Annotated in this window: 16 protein-coding genes; 8 read left to right on the top strand and 8 right to left on the bottom strand. The window is 66.2% G+C overall.

From position 1 onward, the window contains the following. The first annotated feature begins 106 nt into the window (after positions 1-106). The gene (locus AB0N05_RS16650; protein ID WP_364693983.1) at positions 107-487 is read left to right on the top strand and encodes a hypothetical protein; all 381 of its coding nucleotides are present in this window, start codon (positions 107-109) and stop codon (positions 485-487) included. Positions 488-682: 195 nt separating this feature from the next. After that, a complete protein-coding gene (locus AB0N05_RS16645) occupies positions 683-1,492 on the top strand; it encodes a DUF6319 family protein (protein WP_364693979.1) in 810 nt (269 codons plus the stop codon). Between the two features lie 52 nt (positions 1,493-1,544). On the opposite strand, the gene AB0N05_RS16640 is transcribed toward AB0N05_RS16645, so the two are convergent. Beyond that, positions 1,545-3,053: a GGDEF domain-containing protein gene (locus AB0N05_RS16640; RefSeq protein ID WP_364694628.1), complete on the bottom strand. Its 1,509-nt coding sequence runs from the start codon at positions 3,051-3,053 to the stop codon at positions 1,545-1,547. 368 nt (positions 3,054-3,421) lie between these two features. On the opposite strand from AB0N05_RS16640, the gene galK reads away from it, so the two are divergent. The 4 genes from galK (at position 3,422) to AB0N05_RS16620 (ending at position 7,175) form a co-directional block, all read left to right on the top strand. After that, positions 3,422-4,534: a galactokinase gene (gene galK / locus AB0N05_RS16635; RefSeq protein ID WP_364693976.1), complete on the top strand. Its 1,113-nt coding sequence runs from the start codon at positions 3,422-3,424 to the stop codon at positions 4,532-4,534. 74 nt (positions 4,535-4,608) lie between these two features. Further along, positions 4,609-5,040: a group II truncated hemoglobin gene (locus AB0N05_RS16630; RefSeq protein ID WP_364693973.1), complete on the top strand. Its 432-nt coding sequence runs from the start codon at positions 4,609-4,611 to the stop codon at positions 5,038-5,040. Between the two features lie 206 nt (positions 5,041-5,246). Further along, a complete protein-coding gene (locus AB0N05_RS16625) occupies positions 5,247-6,932 on the top strand; it encodes a sodium:solute symporter family protein (RefSeq protein ID WP_364694625.1) in 1,686 nt (561 codons plus the stop codon). 12 nt (positions 6,933-6,944) lie between these two features. Then, positions 6,945-7,175 (top strand): hypothetical protein, encoded by a 231-nt coding sequence (locus AB0N05_RS16620; RefSeq protein ID WP_364693970.1) that lies wholly within the window; start codon positions 6,945-6,947, stop codon positions 7,173-7,175. 18 nt (positions 7,176-7,193) lie between these two features. Here the strand turns inward: AB0N05_RS16620 and AB0N05_RS16615 are convergent, their stop codons facing one another. From AB0N05_RS16615 to AB0N05_RS16590, 6 genes are all read right to left on the bottom strand, one after another. Continuing rightward, a complete protein-coding gene (locus tag AB0N05_RS16615) occupies positions 7,194-7,913 on the bottom strand; it encodes a hypothetical protein (RefSeq protein WP_364693967.1) in 720 nt (239 codons plus the stop codon). Between the two features lie 134 nt (positions 7,914-8,047). Further along, positions 8,048-9,526 (bottom strand): PepSY domain-containing protein, encoded by a 1,479-nt coding sequence (locus AB0N05_RS16610; RefSeq protein ID WP_364693964.1) that lies wholly within the window; start codon positions 9,524-9,526, stop codon positions 8,048-8,050. A 199-nt stretch (positions 9,527-9,725) separates the two neighbouring features. After that, positions 9,726-10,301, bottom strand: a complete 576-nt coding sequence (locus AB0N05_RS16605) for a hypothetical protein (RefSeq protein ID WP_364693961.1) — start codon at positions 10,299-10,301, stop codon at positions 9,726-9,728. Between the two features lie 64 nt (positions 10,302-10,365). Beyond that, positions 10,366-12,027, bottom strand: a complete 1,662-nt coding sequence (locus AB0N05_RS16600; RefSeq protein ID WP_364693958.1) for an acyl-CoA synthetase — start codon at positions 12,025-12,027, stop codon at positions 10,366-10,368. Positions 12,028-12,315: 288 nt separating this feature from the next. After that, positions 12,316-13,962 (bottom strand): acyl-CoA synthetase, encoded by a 1,647-nt coding sequence (locus AB0N05_RS16595; RefSeq protein ID WP_364693955.1) that lies wholly within the window; start codon positions 13,960-13,962, stop codon positions 12,316-12,318. Between the two features lie 367 nt (positions 13,963-14,329). Then, on the bottom strand, positions 14,330-15,175 hold the full coding sequence (locus tag AB0N05_RS16590) for an SDR family NAD(P)-dependent oxidoreductase (protein ID WP_364693952.1): 846 nt from the start codon (positions 15,173-15,175) through the stop codon (positions 14,330-14,332). Between the two features lie 107 nt (positions 15,176-15,282). On the opposite strand from AB0N05_RS16590, the gene AB0N05_RS16585 reads away from it, so the two are divergent. After that, a complete protein-coding gene (locus AB0N05_RS16585; RefSeq protein WP_364693949.1) occupies positions 15,283-16,071 on the top strand; it encodes a LuxR C-terminal-related transcriptional regulator in 789 nt (262 codons plus the stop codon). A gap of 37 nt (positions 16,072-16,108) precedes the next feature. Here AB0N05_RS16585 and AB0N05_RS16580 read toward each other — a convergent pair whose 3' ends face one another. Continuing rightward, on the bottom strand, positions 16,109-16,768 hold the full coding sequence (locus tag AB0N05_RS16580) for a TetR family transcriptional regulator (RefSeq protein ID WP_364693946.1): 660 nt from the start codon (positions 16,766-16,768) through the stop codon (positions 16,109-16,111). A gap of 145 nt (positions 16,769-16,913) precedes the next feature. On the opposite strand from AB0N05_RS16580, the gene AB0N05_RS16575 reads away from it, so the two are divergent. Further along, positions 16,914-17,861, top strand: coding sequence for an oxygenase MpaB family protein (locus AB0N05_RS16575; RefSeq protein WP_364693943.1), 948 nt, complete (start codon positions 16,914-16,916; stop codon positions 17,859-17,861). The last annotated feature ends 69 nt before the right edge of the window (positions 17,862-17,930 follow it).

Genomic DNA, 17,930 nt, shown 5'->3' with positions numbered 1-17,930 from the left:
CCGCGTTATATAACGACACGCTGAGCCGGTGGGGTACTCTCTGCGCGCAGCTAATGAGCGGCAACGGTGTTGCGGGGGCGGAAGTGCGCGGTGGAAAGGGAGATTCATGATCGCCCCTTGCCTGAGGCTCGTCGGTGTGGTGTCCGGTGCGGCGCTGCTGTCGGCCTGTACCCACGCGGAGCCCCGGGGTGAGGCCATGGCCGTCGACACCACCGAAATGCAGCGCAGCGCCTTCGTGACCGAGTGCACGGGCACCTCCGCGGGCTGGCAGGCCACCGCCGTGGTGAGCAATCGCGATCAGATCGAGCACACCTACCTCGTGGTGATCAGTTTCCTGTCGCCGGAGGCGATCGTGCTGGACCGCACTCGCACCGAAATCGTGGTCGCGCCGGGCGCTACCCAGGACTTCACCACCGAGACCCGGCTCGACCCGGTGGACCGTCCGCAATCGGTGCGTTGCGTGCTGCGCGGGGTCGAACAGCTCTGAAAGTTGCGCGGGCACACCGGTCAACGCCTACTATCGACCCGCCGACCATGCTCGGTGGGCTGACCTGCGTGTCGGCAGGCTGCGAAATCTCCGGATGTGGATTTGTCGGTGCCATGGGGCATGCTCTTGGCACGCAGATGTCCGCCCGTCCGCTCGGAGTGCCCAATGTCGTCCCGTACCACCAAGTCACAACCCTTGTCAGATACCGAAATTCGGCAGATCGCCTCGGAAATCGACGCGGGTAAGACGCCGATGGTGTGGTTCACGGCGGCGGCAGTCGGCGTGCCGGAAGGCCGTTCCGGAAAGGTGATCTCGCTCGGCGATCCGTCCGAGGGTGATTTCCTTCAGGTGAAGCCCACCGGTTCTAAAGATGTGCTGTCGTTCGGCCCCACCGAGGTAACCCTGATCAAGCCGGCCCGCCAAGCCGCAGCCGGTGTCAAACCGGCCGGTGCCAAACCGGCCACCCAGACCCGGGCTGGGTCCAGCCAAGCCGGGTCCACACAAAGACAGGCAAACAGGAAGGACTCCACAGTGACGATGTCGTCTCCCGTGACGACGCCGGCCACCCCGCCGAGCGTTCCGAATACCCCGCCCGCCCCCGTCACCAATCCCGATGCGCCACAGGCCTCCAGCGATACCGCTGGTGACTCGGCCACCGATTCGGGCAAGGGTGCGGCCAAGCCGGCTGCCTCGCGTCCCGCACGCAATGCCGCCAATGCCGCCGCCGCCAAGAAGCCGAAGGCGGCCGAGGTCACCGTCACGCTGAACGGCACCGCCGACGGCGAATGGACCCTCGATGTCGTGAATGGCAAGAAGCGCACCATTCGCGGTCTGTCCGTACCGGGTTCGGCGGTCTCGCAGGCCGCCAAGCTGCTACACCCGGAGGTCGCCGAGGTGGTCGACGGAGTGCTGGAGGCCGTACGGCTCACCCAGCGCGCCAAGGTCGAACAGCTCCAGGCCGAATTGGAAAGCGCCCGTCGGCTACTCGACGAGCTGGCCGGCTGAGTAGTACCGGGTAATCACCGGAAGTGATCGACGCCGGGAGCGCCGCGGGGCATCAGACCGCGGACTCCCGGTGCCAGGTCCGCTGACCGGCCGTGCGTGGCGTGGTCCCGGCCGGGCGCGGTGCGGTGGGACGGGGTCCGGCGTCGGGTCGCGGTCGCCGCAGATCATCGTGGAAGACGTACCCCAGGGAGAATTCCTTGGCGTGGTACATGGCCGAATCCGCCTCGCGCAGAAGCTCATACACCGTGGTGTCGGTTCCCCGCGGCCCGCTGCACGCAATGCCGATACTGGCCGCGATGCGCACCTCGGCCGCGCTCAGTTCGAATGGTTCCCCCAGCGTGGCGAGCAGTCGTCCCGCCAGCAGCAGCGCCTGCTGCCGGGACAGCGGCGCGAGCACCACGAATTCGTCACCGCCATAGCGGGCGGCCGCGTCGTCGCGGCGGATGATGCGCCGAATCCGGGCCGCCGCATTGGCGATCAGCTCATCGCCGACCGCATGCCCCCAGTTGTCATTGACCCGCTTGAAGCCGTCCAGGTCGATGAACAGCAGCGCCAGGGGCTGATCACCCCAGCGGTCCCGATTACGATGCAGCGCCCGCAGCAGGGCGGCGCGGTTCAGGAGTCCGGTCAGCATGTCGTGATCGGCCTGGTACTGCGCGCGCCGTTCGCTGCGGGCGCTGCGTTCGATGGCGCGTTCGCTGCGTAGCAGGACCCCGGCTAGGAGCAGGGCGAACAGCGAGGACACCACCACGCGATCGGTCAGGTCCAGGCTCGAGCCCACCACCGGGACCAGGGCGGCCACGATCATGAGAATGGCGATGATGCTGGCGCGCTGGCGGGACCGGTGCGCGTGAATATCGCGCGGGGCCCCGAGCATCACCATGGTCGGGTGCAGGGCGGCCGCGCCGATCAGCGTGTAGGCCAGTTGCAGTGGCATGAGCAGGATCTGGCGTCCCAGATCGGCCGACCCGGCGGTCTCCAGGTTGTAGCCCAGATCCCCGGCCAGGATCACCAGCATGGCCAGGTAGACCAGCCGCAGCGAGGTTTCCGAGCGCGGCGAGGTGACCACCGAATGCGCGACCACGGTGAGCAGCAGCGCGTCCACGATCGGATAGGTGATGGCCGTGATGGTGGTGAAGCTGACGCCCGCGGTCCGGTGCAGGATGGGCGAGATGAGGAAGGTCCAGGACAGCAGCAGCGCGCCCAGCCCGATCAGCCCGGAGTCCAGCAGCAGATCGTGATCGGTGCTGTTCTGCCTGGGCCGCAGCCACAGCACGGCCGCCGCGCCGATGCAGCAGTACCCGCTGAGGGTGAACAGGTCGTCGAAGGGGTGGCGGTGCCAGTCGGTGACCTCGCGCAGGGTGGTGCCCACGGTGAACTGCACCGCGGAGGCCGAGAGCAGATACCAGGGCAGCGGGTGGCGCGGCCGGTAGCGGCGCACGCCGAGGCCGATCATGAGCAGGCTGATGGTGACGGAACCGATGAGGGTGATCAGCGCCAGCGACCTGGAGTTCACGAGGAGTGGCAGCGCGAGAATCAATAAGCCGCAGCTGAACAGCATGGTGCGCAAGCAGATTCTGAACCGCCACCCGGACCGTCCGGGCGGTTCTGTATCTGTTCCCACCAGCCCCCCTTGTCCACTCCGCCGAGAGAACTTGCCGCGTCGTAGGTATGCGTAATCCCTTGCAATTGCAGCGGTGATCGCATAACCCAGTGTTGCTGTAAGAGCATAGGTCCCAGCCGACGGCGGCAAAATCCACGGTAGAGCGACGCTGCCATCAGATCCGGGCAACCGAGTCGATCATGGCACGAAAACCCGCCCTCCGTAGCGGAGTTCGACGAACCCGCAGGATCGCGCGGTGCGAGGCTCGATATGCTCGCTCCGAATCGAACCGTACGGCCTGCACGACCCCCGGACAGGAGCTCGCGGTGGAATGGACAGTGGGACGATGGCTTGCCCCCGGGCGGGTCAACCTGATCGGTGAACACACCGATTACAACGATGGCTTCGTACTGCCGATGGCCCTGCCCATGGGCGTGACCTGCACCGCCGGGGTACGCACCGACGGCGCGGTGCTGGTGCGCTCGATGCAGGCCCCCTGCGATTTCGTCGAGACCACCCTGGACGGGCTCGGGGCCACGGGCTGGTCGGACCTGCCGCACTGGGCGCACTATCCGCTCGGCGTGATCCGTGAATTCGCGCGCCGTGGCCATGAGCTGCCCGGCGTGGAACTCGAACTCGACGGCGAGGTTCCGATGGGCGCGGGCCTGTCCTCCTCGGCGGCGCTGTCGTGTTCGGTCGCCATCGCGCTGCGGGATCTGTACGCGCCCAGCGTGTCCGCGGCCGAGATCATCGATATCGCGCGTACCGCGGAGAACGTCTATGTGGGCGTACCGACCGGCATCCTGGACCAGTCGGCCTCCATTCTCTGCACCGAGGGCCACGTGCTGTTCCTGGACGTGCGCAGCGGCGCGACCGAGCAAATTCCCTTCGACCTGAACAAATTCGGGCTGGACCTCCTGGTCTTCGACACCGGCAGCCCGCACCGGCTCGTCGACGGCGAATACGCGCAGCGGCGCGTGGAATGCGCGGCGGCGGCCGAGGCGCTGGGCGTGCCGTTCCTGCGCGACGTCCGCGATTTCGCCGATGTGGAACGGCTCAGCGATCCGCTGCTGCGCCGTCGCGCCCGGCATGTGGTGAGCGAGAACTTCCGGGTACTGCTGGTCGCGGAGGAACTGCGGGAAGGCTTCGACCCGCGCAGCATCGGCACCACACTGACCGCCGGACATGTCTCGCTGCGTGACGATTACGAGGTGTCGACCCCGGCGCTGGACGTCGCCGTCGATACCGCGCTCTCGGCCGGGGCCTACGGTGCCCGCATGGTCGGCGGGGGTTTCGGTGGCAGCGTGATCGCGCTCGTCGAGCAGGAACAGACCGGTCGGGTCACCGAGGCGGTGCGAGAAGCGTTCGCGCGCAGTGGTTTCGACGTGCCGCGCGTATTCCACGCCGCCCCGTCGGCGGGCGCGCACCGCCTCGAATAGCCGACGCGACCGGTCCTGCCCGGCTAGCCTGGACAGCGCTAACGATCCACTCGCACATCAGGAACGAGCGAGAAATGGTGAGTCTGTTCGAATTCGCCGGCGGTGATGAGGCTTTGCACCGGCTGGAGGAACTCTTCTATTCCAAGGCCCTCGCCGACCCCGTGCTCCGGGAGGTATTCCCGGAGCGCCGTCCGCACCACGTCGAGCACTTGACCTGGTTCACCGCCGAATCCTTCGGCGGCCCAACGCGTTTCACCGAGAATCTGGGCTTCGATTACATTATCCAGATGCACCGCGGCCTGAAGATCACCGACGCGCAGCGACAGCGGTTCGTCGAGGTGTACCTGGCCGCCCTGGACGAGGCCGGGCTGCCCGCGGACGAGAAATTCCGGGAGGCCTTCCGTCAGCATGTCGACTTCGGCTCGCACGTAGCGCAGCAGAACTCGCTTGCGGAAACTGACGAGCAACTACATCCGTTGCGGGCAGTTCCACACTGGACCTGGTAATTTCCGGACACTTTTACGGATCGCCACGCGCCTCCCGGGTGTTAGCGAACACCCGGCTAGTATTGCGCGCTACAGTCGGTCCCCGCGTCATCTCGTGCCTGTGTCATTCAGTACTGCGCCATCACGTGAGCATAATTCTGTGATCGCCTCGACAGGAGTGCCGTATGTCGTTCGACGTCAGTATGCCCGCCGGCGATTCCGCCGTGCTGGCATCGGCGCTGCGGCTGGATGCCGATCCGATCGACTATGCCCTGGTCGCACTGTATTTCGTCTTCGTGCTCGGGATCGGCTGGCTGGCCCGGCGGCGGGTGTCGACGAGCATCGACTTCTTTCTGTCGGGCCGCTCGCTCCCGGCCTGGGTGACCGGCCTGGCCTTCATCTCCGCCAATCTGGGCGCGGTCGAGATCATGGGCATGTCCGCCAATGGCGCGCAATACGGCATGCCGACCATGCACTACTTCTGGATCGGCGCGGTCCCGGCCATGCTGTTCCTCGGCATCGTCATGATGCCGTTCTACTACGGCTCCAAGGTGCGCAGCGTCCCGGAATTCATGCTGCGCCGCTTCGGACCTGGCGCGCATCTGGTCAACGCACTGAGTTTCGCGGTCGCGCAGGTGCTCATCGCCGGGGTCAACCTGTATCTGCTCGGCTCCATCCTGAATGTGCTGCTGGGCTGGCCGCTGTGGGTCTCGGTGCTGGTGGCCGCGGTGATCGTGCTGTCCTACATCACCCTGGGCGGGCTCTCGGCCGCCATCTACAACGAGGTACTGCAGTTCTTCGTGATCGTGGCGGCGCTGCTGCCGCTGACCCTGGTCGGCCTGCACAAGGTCGGTGGCTGGGAAGGGCTGCGGGTCAGGGTGATCGAGGGACCCGGCGGGGTGGAGCAGCTGCACGCCTGGCCGGGCACCGAGCTGACCGGGTTCACCAGCAATTTCCTGTCCATTGTCGGCATTGTGTTCGGGCTCGGCTTCGTGCTGTCCTTCGGTTACTGGACAACCAATTTCGTGGAGGTGCAGCGCGCGCTGGCCACCCACTCCCTCTCCGCCGCGCAGCGCACCCCCATCATCGGCGCGTACCCGAAGATGTTCATCCCGTTCATCGTGGTGGTCCCCGGCATGATCAGCGCGGTGTTGGTGCCGCAGATCGCCGACTTCAAGACGCAACTCGCGGCCGACCCGGACTTCACCAGCGATGTCACCTACAACCAGGCGCTGCTCTACCTCATGAAGGACGCGCTGCCCAATGGCCTGCTCGGGGTCGGGCTGGCCGGGCTGCTGGCCGCGTTCATGGCCGGTATGGCCGCGAATATCTCGGCGTTCAATACCGTTTTCAGCTACGACCTGTGGCAGACGTACGCGGTGAAGGACCGGCCGGACCACTACTACCTGACCGTGGGCCGCCTGGCGACGGTGGGCGCGACCGTCATGGCCGTCGGAACCGCGTTCATCGCAGGCAATTTCGCGAACATGATGGACTACCTGCAAACCCTGTTCAGCTTCTTCAACGCACCGCTGTTCGCCACCTTCATTCTCGGCATGTTCTGGAAGCGGATGACTCCCGCGGCGGGCTGGATCGGCCTCGTCTCCGGAACCGCCACCGCCATCACGGTTTTCGTGCTCAGCAAGGCGCACGTCTTCGAATTATCCGGGCAGGGCGTGAGTTTCGTCGCGGCGGGCTTCGCCTTCACGGTTGACATCGTGGTCAGTGTGCTGGTCAACGGCTACACCCAGCCCAAGCCGGTCGCCGCACTGGTCGGCCTGGTCTACTCCGAGACCCCTCACGAACTCCGCACCGACCCCGACGCCGCGACCCTGCCCTGGTATCAGCGCCCCGGCCTGCTGGCCGGTATCGCCTTCGGCGTGGTCATCATCCTCAATATCTTCATCGGATAAGAAAGGCGCACAATGCTGTTCGACATCCGCACCATCGTCGGTTCGCTGCTCGCCTGCTACGGCGTGATCCTCATCGTCGTAAGCCTCAGTTACGACTCCGAATTCCAGCGCATGAAAACCGGCGGCATCGACATCAACCTCTGGGCGGGTATCGGCATGGCCGTGGTGGGCCTGGCCTTCTTCGCCTGGGTCCGCCTGCGCCCGGTCCGCGAGGCGGTCACGGTCGTCGACGACGACGCGTAACCGCCTCACGCAAGGGAATTACTTGGCCGGAGCCACGAAGGGCTGGTTGATCGTCGTGAAGTACTGCGCCGCAGCGAGAATCGCCACCGGTGCGGTCACGAAGATCTGGCCCGCGAGGGTGCCGAGGAAGCCGATCACGGACATGCCGACAATGCAGCCGAGGGCCGCGCCGCCGAGCGCGCCGAACATGGCGGTCAGCGCGCCGGTCACGGTCGCCAGCGTCACGCCGCCGATAATGCAGCCGACGGCCGCGCCGCCGATGCCGCCGACCAGGGTGCCGATGGTGGCGCCCATGCCCAGGGTGCTGGTCATGCGGCTCCAGGCGGCCTGCTCGCGGTCATACTCCGATTTCCACGGGGCGGAGTTCTCGAACGGCAGCGCGACCGGCTTGTAGGCGGCGTGCGCGAGGTCGAATGCCGGGGTCAGGGTGGCCACATTGTCGTGGATCTCGGCCGCGATCGGGAAGACGAAATCGTCCACGCGGAAATTCAATTCGGTGCCCGCGACGGTCGTGCCATTGGCGGCCTTGACCTTGAACACGCCGTCCTCGACCACCATGGAACCCGCATCGGTTCGAATGATGGTGTTGGTTTCGGTATTCGTGGCGGTGTAGTTAATGGTCCCAGCGTTGATCGCACCGTTCTCCGCGTCCTGCGGAGCGGCCTGCGAAATGGCGGCCGTGTTGACAAGCACGCTTGAAACGAGAATGGCGGAGACAGCGTACTTCTTGAGCTTCATCAGGTGAATTTCCTTGGGTCAGTGCAGGTCAGGTTCTGCACGGGTAGAGCGGATCCCACTGCAAGGGATCTGCAAAAGAGTAGGCGAATCCGGCGACACGGCCTTTTGGCCGTGCCGCTCAAAGAGATTCGATTTCAGGCGGCGGTGCGACGGCGGGCGTACAAGCCCACCAAAACGTCGGCGATCAGGAATCCGAGTAGCGGATATCCGATCATCGGCGCGAACCAGCCAACCACCACCGCACCCGCCGCGAGCGGCAGCACAATGGCAATCGGCGTCTGCCGCAAGGCACCCCGGCGCGGGGCTTTACCGGCCGCGAACTTCGCATCCTTGGTCGGGCGGCGACGCCACCACATCAGGTAGCCGCGCGCGATGACGGTGATCAGGCCGATCATGATGGCCAGCAGCAACAACTGATTCAGCAAGCCGAACAGCAGGCCCATGTGGAACTGGATGCCCCAGTTGGTCAGCTTGGCCATGAGCGGCCAATCCGAATACCGCAGAATGTCGGTCACATTGCCGGTATTGCCCTCCACCGCAATGGAATCGCGGGTGTAGACGCCCGGACGGCGCAGCTCCTGCGCGACGAAGGCCTTACCTTCCTTCGCCGGAATGCCGATCTCCAGCGGGCCTTCCAGCCCATTGGCGCGCGCCACCCCGTACACGGTGTCGACCATCTTGGGGGCGTCCGCGGCGGGAGCGGCGGCGGGCTGCCCGCTGCCGTGCCCGGCGTGCTCGCCGCCCGCGGGCATGGCCGGACCCATCGAACCCGGCAGCTTGGCGTTCACCGCGGGCGTGGTCCAGCTCATTTCCTCGCGCAGCTTGGTGACATTCTCACCGGCGTACTTCGACCAGGTCATCCCGGTGGCCGACAGCAGCAGGAGCACCGGAATGATCCAGACGCCCACCGCCGCATGCCAATTCATGGTGCGAGCGCGCGGCTTCGAGCGATCCGGCCGGAGCAGCCAGCCCGCCGAGCGGCGTTCGCGCCGAGCCCGGACCCGGCGGTACCAGAGCACCAGACCGGCCAGCGCGATCAACCACAGCCAGGATGCTGCGATCTCGCTGTAGTAGCGGCCGAAGTCGCCCAGATGCAGGTCCCGATGCAGCTGGTCGATCCAGGTGCGAGTGGGCAATGCGCCCGAACTGCCGTAGATCACGCTGTCGCCGACCGGCTTGGCGGTGACCGGATCGATGAACACCGCGCGGCGCTCGGAAGCGCCGAGCGAGGGATCGCTGAAGATGATCCGGGTGGTGTCGCCCGCATTCTGCGCCGGTGCCACCGCGCTCAGCGGCAGCGTGGGCTCGACCTGCACGCCCGCGGCGATCTGCTCCGACAGCGGTTTGGCCGGGCCGGTCGAATCAGTGTGCAGCAGACCACGATCGGTGAAGGTCTCCAACGTTGGCGCGACGGCATAGAGCGCACCGGTCACAGCCGCGATCAGGATGAACGGTGCCACGAACACACCGGCGTAGAAGTGCAGTCGCAGCATCAGCGCCTGGAAGGCATTGCCCGCACTGCGTTTGGTGGATTGCGTGGACGGAGTGGATTCCGTCGATTGGGCAGGGGACGGCGGCGGTGTCGTCTCGACACCGCTTTCGGTGATTGTCACTAGCGGTCTTTCTGGTGGTTCGAGGAACCCGGCGGCTACGCCGATGCCTTGATACGCAGCCTCGGCAGGCGTCGATGCCCGTGGTCCGACCGTCGGGGATGACGCGCGCAGCTACGCATGCCGAAGCCCCTCATGGTGCGCAGGGCAAACGGCGAGCACACACGGGCCGATGAGCCCATGTGCCGGGTGAAGGATGAAACTAGCCTCGAACGCGCGCGGGTGGACCGCGAGTGTGGAAGGCATCGGCCGCGAAGATGCGCAGCACGACGCGATCGCGATGCCGAATCGGCAGCGCGGGCGGTCCGGACAGGACCGGAAGCGAAACGGGAACCGGCAGCACCCAGGACAGCACCGTGGTGCCGATCCGATAGGCGGCCTCCGCGCCGAGAATGACCACGGCGGCGGCCACGGCGGCCGTAATGTGCGCGGCCAGCATGGCCGGACTCCACATGGACGCGTGGTGATGATGATGATGGCTACTGCCGGGCGAACCCCACATCATGGCGAAGTGCCCGAGCATCTGACCGCACACCAGCGCGAGCACCAGGCCCAGCCAGGTGGTGCGCAGCGCACCGACCCCGGTGACCAGCGCACCCACCGCGGCGGAGGCGAGCACCAGCAGCGTCAGCGGCCCGGACTCCAGGGGAGCCGCCCCCGAGATCCAGCCGTGCGCGGCGACGGCAAGAGCTCCGGAAAGCAATCCGGCCGCGCCACCACGCAATACCCCGGCATCACTGCGGGATTGCGCCGTGGAACGGCCGGACGGAGAGCTCACGCGCTGATGATAGCCGAGCGTATGCGGCGGCTATTACCGCCGCGTACACCAGTTCCAGACGGAATTATTCGGCGGGAACCGACATTTCGATGAGCGGCTTGCGTAGCAGCTTGCCGGTGGCATTGCGGGGCAGCTCATCGAGGAAGATCACCTCGCGCGGCACCTTGTAGCGCGCCAGATTGTCCTTCACGTAATCCTTGATCTCCTGCGCATCGCGCTTGGACTCCGGGCTCGGAACGACAATGGCGCGCAGACGCTTTCCGAAGGCCTGATCATCGACGCCGACGACCGCGGCCTCCAGCACGTCATGCCGGTTGGACAGCAGGTTCTCGACCTCCTGCGGGAAGACGTTCTCGCCGCCGGAAATGATCATGTCGTCATCGCGGCCGTCGATGAACAGCAAGCCGTCCGCGTCGAAGTGGCCGACATCGCCACTGGACATGAGGCCGTCCACGGTCTCCTTGGTGCGACCGTCGGTGTACGTCTTGAAGGAGTGGCCGTTCTCGATGAAGATCGTGCCGGTCACATTCGGCGCGGTGATGCGATTGCGCTTGTCGTCGTAGAGCGCGATGCGAATGCCGACCGGCGGCTTGCCCGCGGTGGTCGGGGCCTTGCGCAGTTCCGACGGGGTGGCCACGGTCATGACCGCGCACTCGGTGGAGCCGTACACGTTGTAGAGGCTGTCGCCGAAGTAGTCCAGGGTGCGGGTGACCACGTCCGGCGGGATGGCCGAACCGGCGGCGAACAGCACCTTCAGGGTCTCGCCCGGCTGGTACTTGGCCAGGGTCTCCGGCGGCAGGTCGAGGATGCGCTGCAACATGGTCGGCACCACGGTCAGGCCCTGCGCCCGGTACTTCTGGATATTGGCCAGGGTCAGCTCCGGGTCGAAACGGCGCTGCTGGAACACAACCCGATTGCCCAGCGCGATCGACAGCGTGAACTGGGACAGGCCGGTGGCGTGGAAGATCGGCGCGGCCATGACGACGGTGCTGTTGCGCGGCGTCGGAATCCGGTCCAGGAACTGCGCGGTAATGAAGGGGCTGACCTTATCGCGGGGAGCGCCCTTCGGGGTGCCGGTGGTGCCGCTGGTCAGGATGACCATGCCGCCCGGCTTCTCCGGCGGCGACAGCGCCTCGGTGGACTGCCCGGCCGCGACCGAATCGATGGTCGGGATGGACGGATCGACATTGTCCTTCTCGTCCACCCAGGTCAGGATGCGCGGGACGTCCGTCGGGATGGCGCTCATCAGGTCGACGAACTCGCTGTCGTGCAGCACCGCCTTGACCTTCTCGCGCTCGGCCACATCGGCGAACTGCGGCTTGGCGAAACCGGTGTTCATGAGCACCGCGCGCACGCCCAGCTTGCCGGCGGCGACCAGGCTCAACACCATGCCGCGGTGATCGCGGGCCAGCACGCCGATCACATCGCCGGGGCCCAGGCCCTGTGCGGCCAGGCCGCGGGCGAAGGCGCTGGACTGCTGATCCAGCTGCTCGAAGGTCATCTCGCCGCGTTCGTCCACGATCGCGGGGGACTTCGGATTGGTCTTGGCGGCATGCACCACCGCGCCCGCGAACGGACCGAACTTCAGCACATTGACGGCCGAACGCAGCGCGTGATCCGGGCGCAGCGGATTGAAGAGACCCCCTCGGACCATGACATTGACGCTGAGCGCCGCATCGCCCGCCTTGCGAAGAACCGTGCCTGCCGATGGAAGGGCAAGTGACATTGATACAACCTTCCGCGATCCCCTGCCGGACGAGTCGGCTGACGGACCGCAACCTCGAGATCCAGTGCGGTGCTAACACTAGCAAGCACCGAGCGCCCGGGTGTGGCCGAGGTCTCTGTTACGCGCGGTAGCGCATAAACACCCCAGGTCGTGGGGCAGGTCGCACGGTTGCCACTGTGTCGCGGGCTGACGAGGGCTCCGCCCCCGAACCCCCTGAAAGAGAAGGGAAACTTGGGGGCCAGGCCCCCAAACGCCCGAACGGGAAGGGTGGGACTGACCCTGGCGGGATCAGGGTTTGTAGTCGATGAGGACTTTGCGGAGGAGCTTGCCGGTGGCATTGCGGGGGAGTTCTTCGAGGAAGAAGACGTCCCGGGGGACCTTGTAGCGGGCCAGGTTGCTCTTGACGTAGGCCTTGACCTCGTCCGGCTCCAGCTTCTCGCCCGGTTCGGGGATTATGAACGCGCGCAGGCGTTTTCCGAATTCGACATCATCCACGCCGACCACGGCGCAGTCGAAGACGTCGGGGCGTTCCAGGAGGAGGTTTTCGACCTCCTGGGGGAAGACGTTCTCGCCGCCGGAGACGATCATGTCGTCATCGCGGCCGTCGACGAAAAGCAGTCCGCGGTCATCGAAATGGCCGATATCGCCGCTGGACATGTAGCCGTCGATGATCTGCTTGTGGCGGCCGTCGGTGTAGCCCTTGAAGGGTGCGCCGGAGCGGATGAAGATGCGGCCGGGGACGTTCTTGGCGTGGATGCGCACGCCGTCGTCATCGAAGAGGACCACTTCGCAGGTGGTGGGGGCGCGGCCCGCGGTGCCGGGGGCGAGGGCTAGATCCTCCGGGCGGGCGACCGTCGCGACGGCGCATTCGGTGGAGCCGTAGAGGTTATAGAGGACGGGGCCGAAGACCTCGGCGGTGCGCGTACTCAATTCGGGGGAGAGCGCGGAACCCGCGATCACGATCCCCGTCAGCGAGGAGGTGTCGTACTTTTCGCGAATCGCCGGATCCAGCTCCACCATTCGGTGCAGCATGGTCGGCACCGCCACCAGCATCTGCACGCGATGCTCGGCGATCAGGCGCAGCGTCCGCTCGGCGTCGAAGCGGCGCGTCACCACCACCTTGTTGCCGAAGGCGCATCCGGCCAGCCAGGTGCCGAAGCCGGTGCTGTGGAAAATGGGCGAGACGATCATCATCGTCCCCTGCTGCGGAAAGTCGATGCGATCCACGATCTGCACGGTGGACAGCGGGCCGGTCTTATCGCGCGGCGCGCCCTTGGGCAGGCCGGTGGTGCCGCTGGTGAGAATGATGAACCCGCCCGGCTTCTTCGGTGCGGGCAGCGGAGCCTTGGCATTCGAGGCGATCAGCGCGTCCAGAGTCGTTGTGCCCTCCGGGATTTCGGTGCCCTCATCCACCCAGGTGAGCACGCGCGGCAGGTCTTCGGGCAGGGCGTCGAGCAGTCCGATGAACTCGCTGTCATGCAGCACCGCCTTCACGTTCTCGCGCTCGCACACCGCGGCGAACTGCGGCTTGGCGAAACCGGTGTTCATGAGCGCCAGTCGCGCACCGAGCTTGCCGAGCGCGACCATGGTCAATAGCAGTCCGCGATGATCGCGGGCCAGCACACCCACCACGGTCCCGGGTTTGACGCCCATGCGCTGGAGTCCGCGCGCCACCGCATTCGACTGATCGTCGAGTTCGCGATAGGTGAGTTCACCGCGCTCGTCGGCCAGTCCCGCACGCTCCGGCCACATGCGCGCCGCGCGCCGCACGGCGGTGGCGGGCGGCCCGAAAACCCTGGCCTCCAAGGCGGTTCGCACCGTGGCCACGGGATCGCGCGGATCGGTGATCCCCAATTCCCGCAGGCGTTTCAGGCCTTTGACGGCCTCGCGAGTGTGTGCCAGTCGCTGCTGCGCCGAATACAGGACCGAGGGCATGCCGACCACCTCCGAGAGAACGTGCGCCCATCGCCCGAACCCGCGACGGGGTAGCGCCACCGTAACAGCGAGGTGTGATGGCAGTTACACAAATTCGGTCACAACAGACATTTGCTATGTGTGTGCGAAACGACCACCCGACTTCACCCGCAGGACACGCGCCGTACACCTACGTGACCGAGGCTGCGTGCGAACCCGCTAACCAACTTGATGAGGTATCCCCATGGAATTGCTCGCTGTGCTCGCCAACCTCGTGACCACCCTCTCCTCGGGCAGCGCCGGTCTGGCCGGCTGAGTCGCGAAGCGGTAAGAGCCGCGACCGAGAACGGCCCGCCGGTGTTACGGCGGGCCGTTTCTCATGTCCGGGTCAGTTCACCGTGGACTCGAGACCGGTGGTCAGGCCCAGGTGCGCGGTCGCATCCAGATCCGCGGCCACCGCCGCCAGCTTGCCGCGAATCGCGCCCACCGCATCCGGTCCCAGCGCCAGCCGCAGCGGCGGATTCGCCTGTCCCACAGTGGCGATGACCGCGGCCGCCGCCTTCTCCGGATCGCCCTCCTGCTGCTGATCCGAGGACGGCAGCCCATCCCGGATCGCGCCGACGGTCTCCGCGTAATCCCCGATCTCACCGCTGATCCGCAGCGCCGCGGGCTTGGCGAAACTGGTCCGGAACGCGCCCGGCTCCACGATCAGCACCTGGATGCCCAGCGGATTCACCTCCGCGGCAAGCGCCTCACTGGCCAATTCCAGCGCACCCTTGGCGGCACTGTAGATGCCCACGCCCGCGAAGGACATGAACCCACCCATGCTGCTCACCTGCACGATGGCCCCGCTACGGCGTTCCCGCATCTGCGGCAGCACCAGCTGGGTCAGGCGCAGCGGGCCGTGGAACATGACCTCCATGGCATCGCGCAGATCCGCGTCACTGGTCTCCTCGATCGCACCGACAATGCCGTACCCGGCATTGTTCACCAGCACGTCCACCCGCCCGGCCTCCTTCACCGCGCGCTCGGCGGCATCCGGGTCACGCACGTCCAGCGCCACCACCTGCACCCGATCCGGGTACGCGGCAACCACTTCCGCCATGCTGTCGGGCCGCCGCACGGCCGCCACGACCTCATCCCCGGCGGCCAGCACCGCCCGGACGAACGCCGCCCCGAAACCGCTGTTCGCGCCGGTGATCAGCCAGCGGCGCGAGGTGCTCTGTGCACTCATGGTCGATCCTTTTCGCTGTGCCCCGGCCGTTTCACCCGGGGTCCCGTCGAAAATCATGCCGGGTGCGCGCGTGGCGGGCCATGGCACGAAAGTGGAATATTTGAACTGTGACCGGTGCGCTGACAGACCCCACCCGCCGACCCCGTCCGCTCCCCGACGGTGATGCGCTCTCCCCGGAGGATTTCCGGCGACTCGTGGGTGTCCTGGAATCCGTCGACCGGGCCGCCGACCTCCCCGAGTTCCGGGAAAGCCTCGTTCATGCGCTCCAAAGCTGGTTCGGCTTCACGGGAGTGGCCGTCCTGCACGGCGCCACCCTGTGCGACGCCCTCCTGGGCGGCTGCGGCGTACAAGGCGGCTACTCCCCGCAATTCACCGCGGAATACGAAGCCCGCTGGGCGGATTCGGACCCCCTCCGCACCGAACACGCCGCCGAGGTCATCATGTCCCGAGGCGTAGCCCGCCTGGCCGAAATCGCCCCCGATTCCCCCTTCATCTCTGATTTCCTGCGCCCCAATGGAATCACCGACAAGGCCACCATGGTCGTGGACGCCGCACCCTCCGGCGTCCTCTTCGTGGGCATGGCGGTCTGCGACACTCCCCGAGTCCCCGACCGCGATATAGCCCTCCTGCAAGCCCTCCGCCGCCACCTGGCCCCACTGGTGGCAGAACAACTCGACCGAGACCGAGACCGTCACGCCGCCAGCACCAATTGGCAACTGACCCCGCGTGAATGGGATGTCGCCGACCTGGCCGCCCAGGGCTTGACCAACCGTCAGATCGCCGACCGCCTCTTCATAGGCATAGACACGGTCAAGAAACACCTCAGCCGAGTCCTGGCCGAAACCTCCTGCACCAGCCGCACCCAACTCGCCCTCCGCTTCGCCACCGCCGCCTGACCGAAGGCGGTTCCGGGATGCCGTCAGGGCGTAGGGACTATCGGGATCCGTGGTCGGATCCGCCGGGGCCGACGCCCGGCAGCTTGGTGGAGATGTCGGCGGTGGACAGCAGCAGTGCGGCGATGAGGTCGGTGAGATGCTCACGGCTGGTGTCGATTTCGCCGCGCAGCCAGGCGGCGACCAACTCCATGACGCCACTGACCATGGTGAAGGACGCGAGATCGCTGTCGAGTTGAATGGGCGCGGAGCCGCCGAGTAATTCGCGCGTCATCGCTGACATTGCGTTGGCGATCATGCGAGTGCTTGCCAGCCGCAGTTTTTCGACGCTTTCGGCGGAGCGGGCTTCCATCAACATCTTGCCGCGGCGGGGATCGGCGGCCAGAAAAGCCAGGCTCGCTTCGACAGCCGCATGAATCTGAGCTTCGATGCCGGGTGGCGCTTCCATGGTCGCGGTGACGACCGCTTCCAGCCCCTGAGCGGTCATATCCTGGGCCACCGATTCCAGCAGTGCATCCCGGTCGGTGAAGTGCTCGTAGAAGTAGCGGTCGTTGAGTCGAGCCCGGGTACACACATTCCGCTTGGTGACCTGGTTCAAGCCCCCTTCGGCGAACAGGTCCAGGGCGGCCTCGGCAAGAGCAGCGCGGCGACGGGTCCGGCGTTCCTGCGCGGTCTCTCCGCCGTAGCTGCGTGGTTCCATTCCCGGCATTCTTCCGCATTCCCTTGACGGCTGCCGTGATCTGGTGCACTCTGGCACCATATTATCTGGTGCGTGGGTGCACCAGATGCTCGGAAGTGGCGTCGACCAGCCCAGCAGCTCGACGCCGGAACAAAGGAGTTCACCGATGACCTGCCCCGTGAACCACTCACCGGCCGAGTCGGAAGCCGTCACCACCGCTACCGACGACACGGTCGCGCGGTTCCAAAGGTTCGCCGGAAGTTGGCTCGTCGGATTCTTTGCCGCGGGACTGTTCGATCAGACCATGCTGCCCGCGGTGTCGGGCGCGCTGGAGGACACCGGCCGGTTCCGCAACGCACCCTTCGAACGGGCACTGCGGTCCGCGGCCTCGGATCAGATCATGTTCGCCGGAGATGCGGACGATCGGCGGGCAGAGGCCGAACGGCTGATGCGATTGCACCGCGATGTGAAGGGCGTCGGATACAACGGCATCCGGTACAGCGCACTGAATCCGGAGTCCTGGAATTGGATTCTGATCAGTACCTTCTTCGTCTACCGCGCCGCATTCGTCACCGTCACCGGCGAGCGCCTCAGTGCAGCCGACAATCAAAAGATCTGGGACCACTTCCGCGAGTTGGTCGACGGCCTGCAACTGCCCGGCCGTTCACGACTGATCGAGAACTACTCCGAGATGTGCGCCTACTACGACCGAATGGTCGGCGAAAAGCTGGAATCCACTCGCACCCTCGAGAATGTGGTCGGCACCCTCCGTCGCCCCCCGCTGCCGGGATTTCTCCCCCGCGCCATCGCGCCCGCCTGGAAGCTCGCCGGCCCGGTCGCCGGGCATGTCAGCGGCGTACTCGGCTACGGGATCATGCACCCCGGCGTGCGAGCGATAACCCCGACCCGATGGACCAAACGCCACGATCTCGAATTCGCCGTCCTGACCAAGCTGCTCGCTCTCGGCTATCGGCATCTGCCCCAAGCGATCACCGAAACCCCACTCACCCGCAACCGCCGCAAGTACACCCGGCTGATGGGCCGCTACCAGAACATCGGCCTCACATCCTTTGCCCCGGACAATATTTCGAAGGTCATGCAGTCGGCCTCATAGTCGGCAACAGCAGGTTCACCGCCACCGCCGCTCGAGTGTTCACTGATGCAGGCATTTGCCGAGAAGGGC

Source organism: Nocardia sp. NPDC051030 (genome assembly GCF_040683015.1).
In the GTDB taxonomy this organism is placed as follows: domain Bacteria; phylum Actinomycetota; class Actinomycetes; order Mycobacteriales; family Mycobacteriaceae; genus Nocardia.
This window is presented reverse-complemented; position numbering and strand designations above follow the sequence as displayed.

Excerpts from the sequence above, each read along its gene's own strand:
- AB0N05_RS16650 (WP_364693983.1), top strand. The coding sequence starts at position 107 with ATGATCGCCCCTTGCCTGAGGCTCGTCGGTGTGGTGTCCGGTGCGGCG.
- AB0N05_RS16640 (WP_364694628.1), bottom strand. The coding sequence starts at position 3,053 with ATGCTGTTCAGCTGCGGCTTATTGATTCTCGCGCTGCCACTCCTCGTG.
- AB0N05_RS16630 (WP_364693973.1), top strand. The coding sequence starts at position 4,609 with ATGGTGAGTCTGTTCGAATTCGCCGGCGGTGATGAGGCTTTGCACCGG.
- AB0N05_RS16620 (WP_364693970.1), top strand. The coding sequence starts at position 6,945 with ATGCTGTTCGACATCCGCACCATCGTCGGTTCGCTGCTCGCCTGCTAC.
- AB0N05_RS16615 (WP_364693967.1), bottom strand. The coding sequence starts at position 7,913 with ATGAAGCTCAAGAAGTACGCTGTCTCCGCCATTCTCGTTTCAAGCGTG.
- AB0N05_RS16600 (WP_364693958.1), bottom strand. The coding sequence starts at position 12,027 with ATGTCACTTGCCCTTCCATCGGCAGGCACGGTTCTTCGCAAGGCGGGC.
- AB0N05_RS16595 (WP_364693955.1), bottom strand. The coding sequence starts at position 13,962 with ATGCCCTCGGTCCTGTATTCGGCGCAGCAGCGACTGGCACACACTCGC.
- AB0N05_RS16590 (WP_364693952.1), bottom strand. The coding sequence starts at position 15,175 with ATGAGTGCACAGAGCACCTCGCGCCGCTGGCTGATCACCGGCGCGAAC.
- AB0N05_RS16580 (WP_364693946.1), bottom strand. The coding sequence starts at position 16,768 with ATGGAACCACGCAGCTACGGCGGAGAGACCGCGCAGGAACGCCGGACC.
- AB0N05_RS16575 (WP_364693943.1), top strand. The coding sequence starts at position 16,914 with ATGACCTGCCCCGTGAACCACTCACCGGCCGAGTCGGAAGCCGTCACC.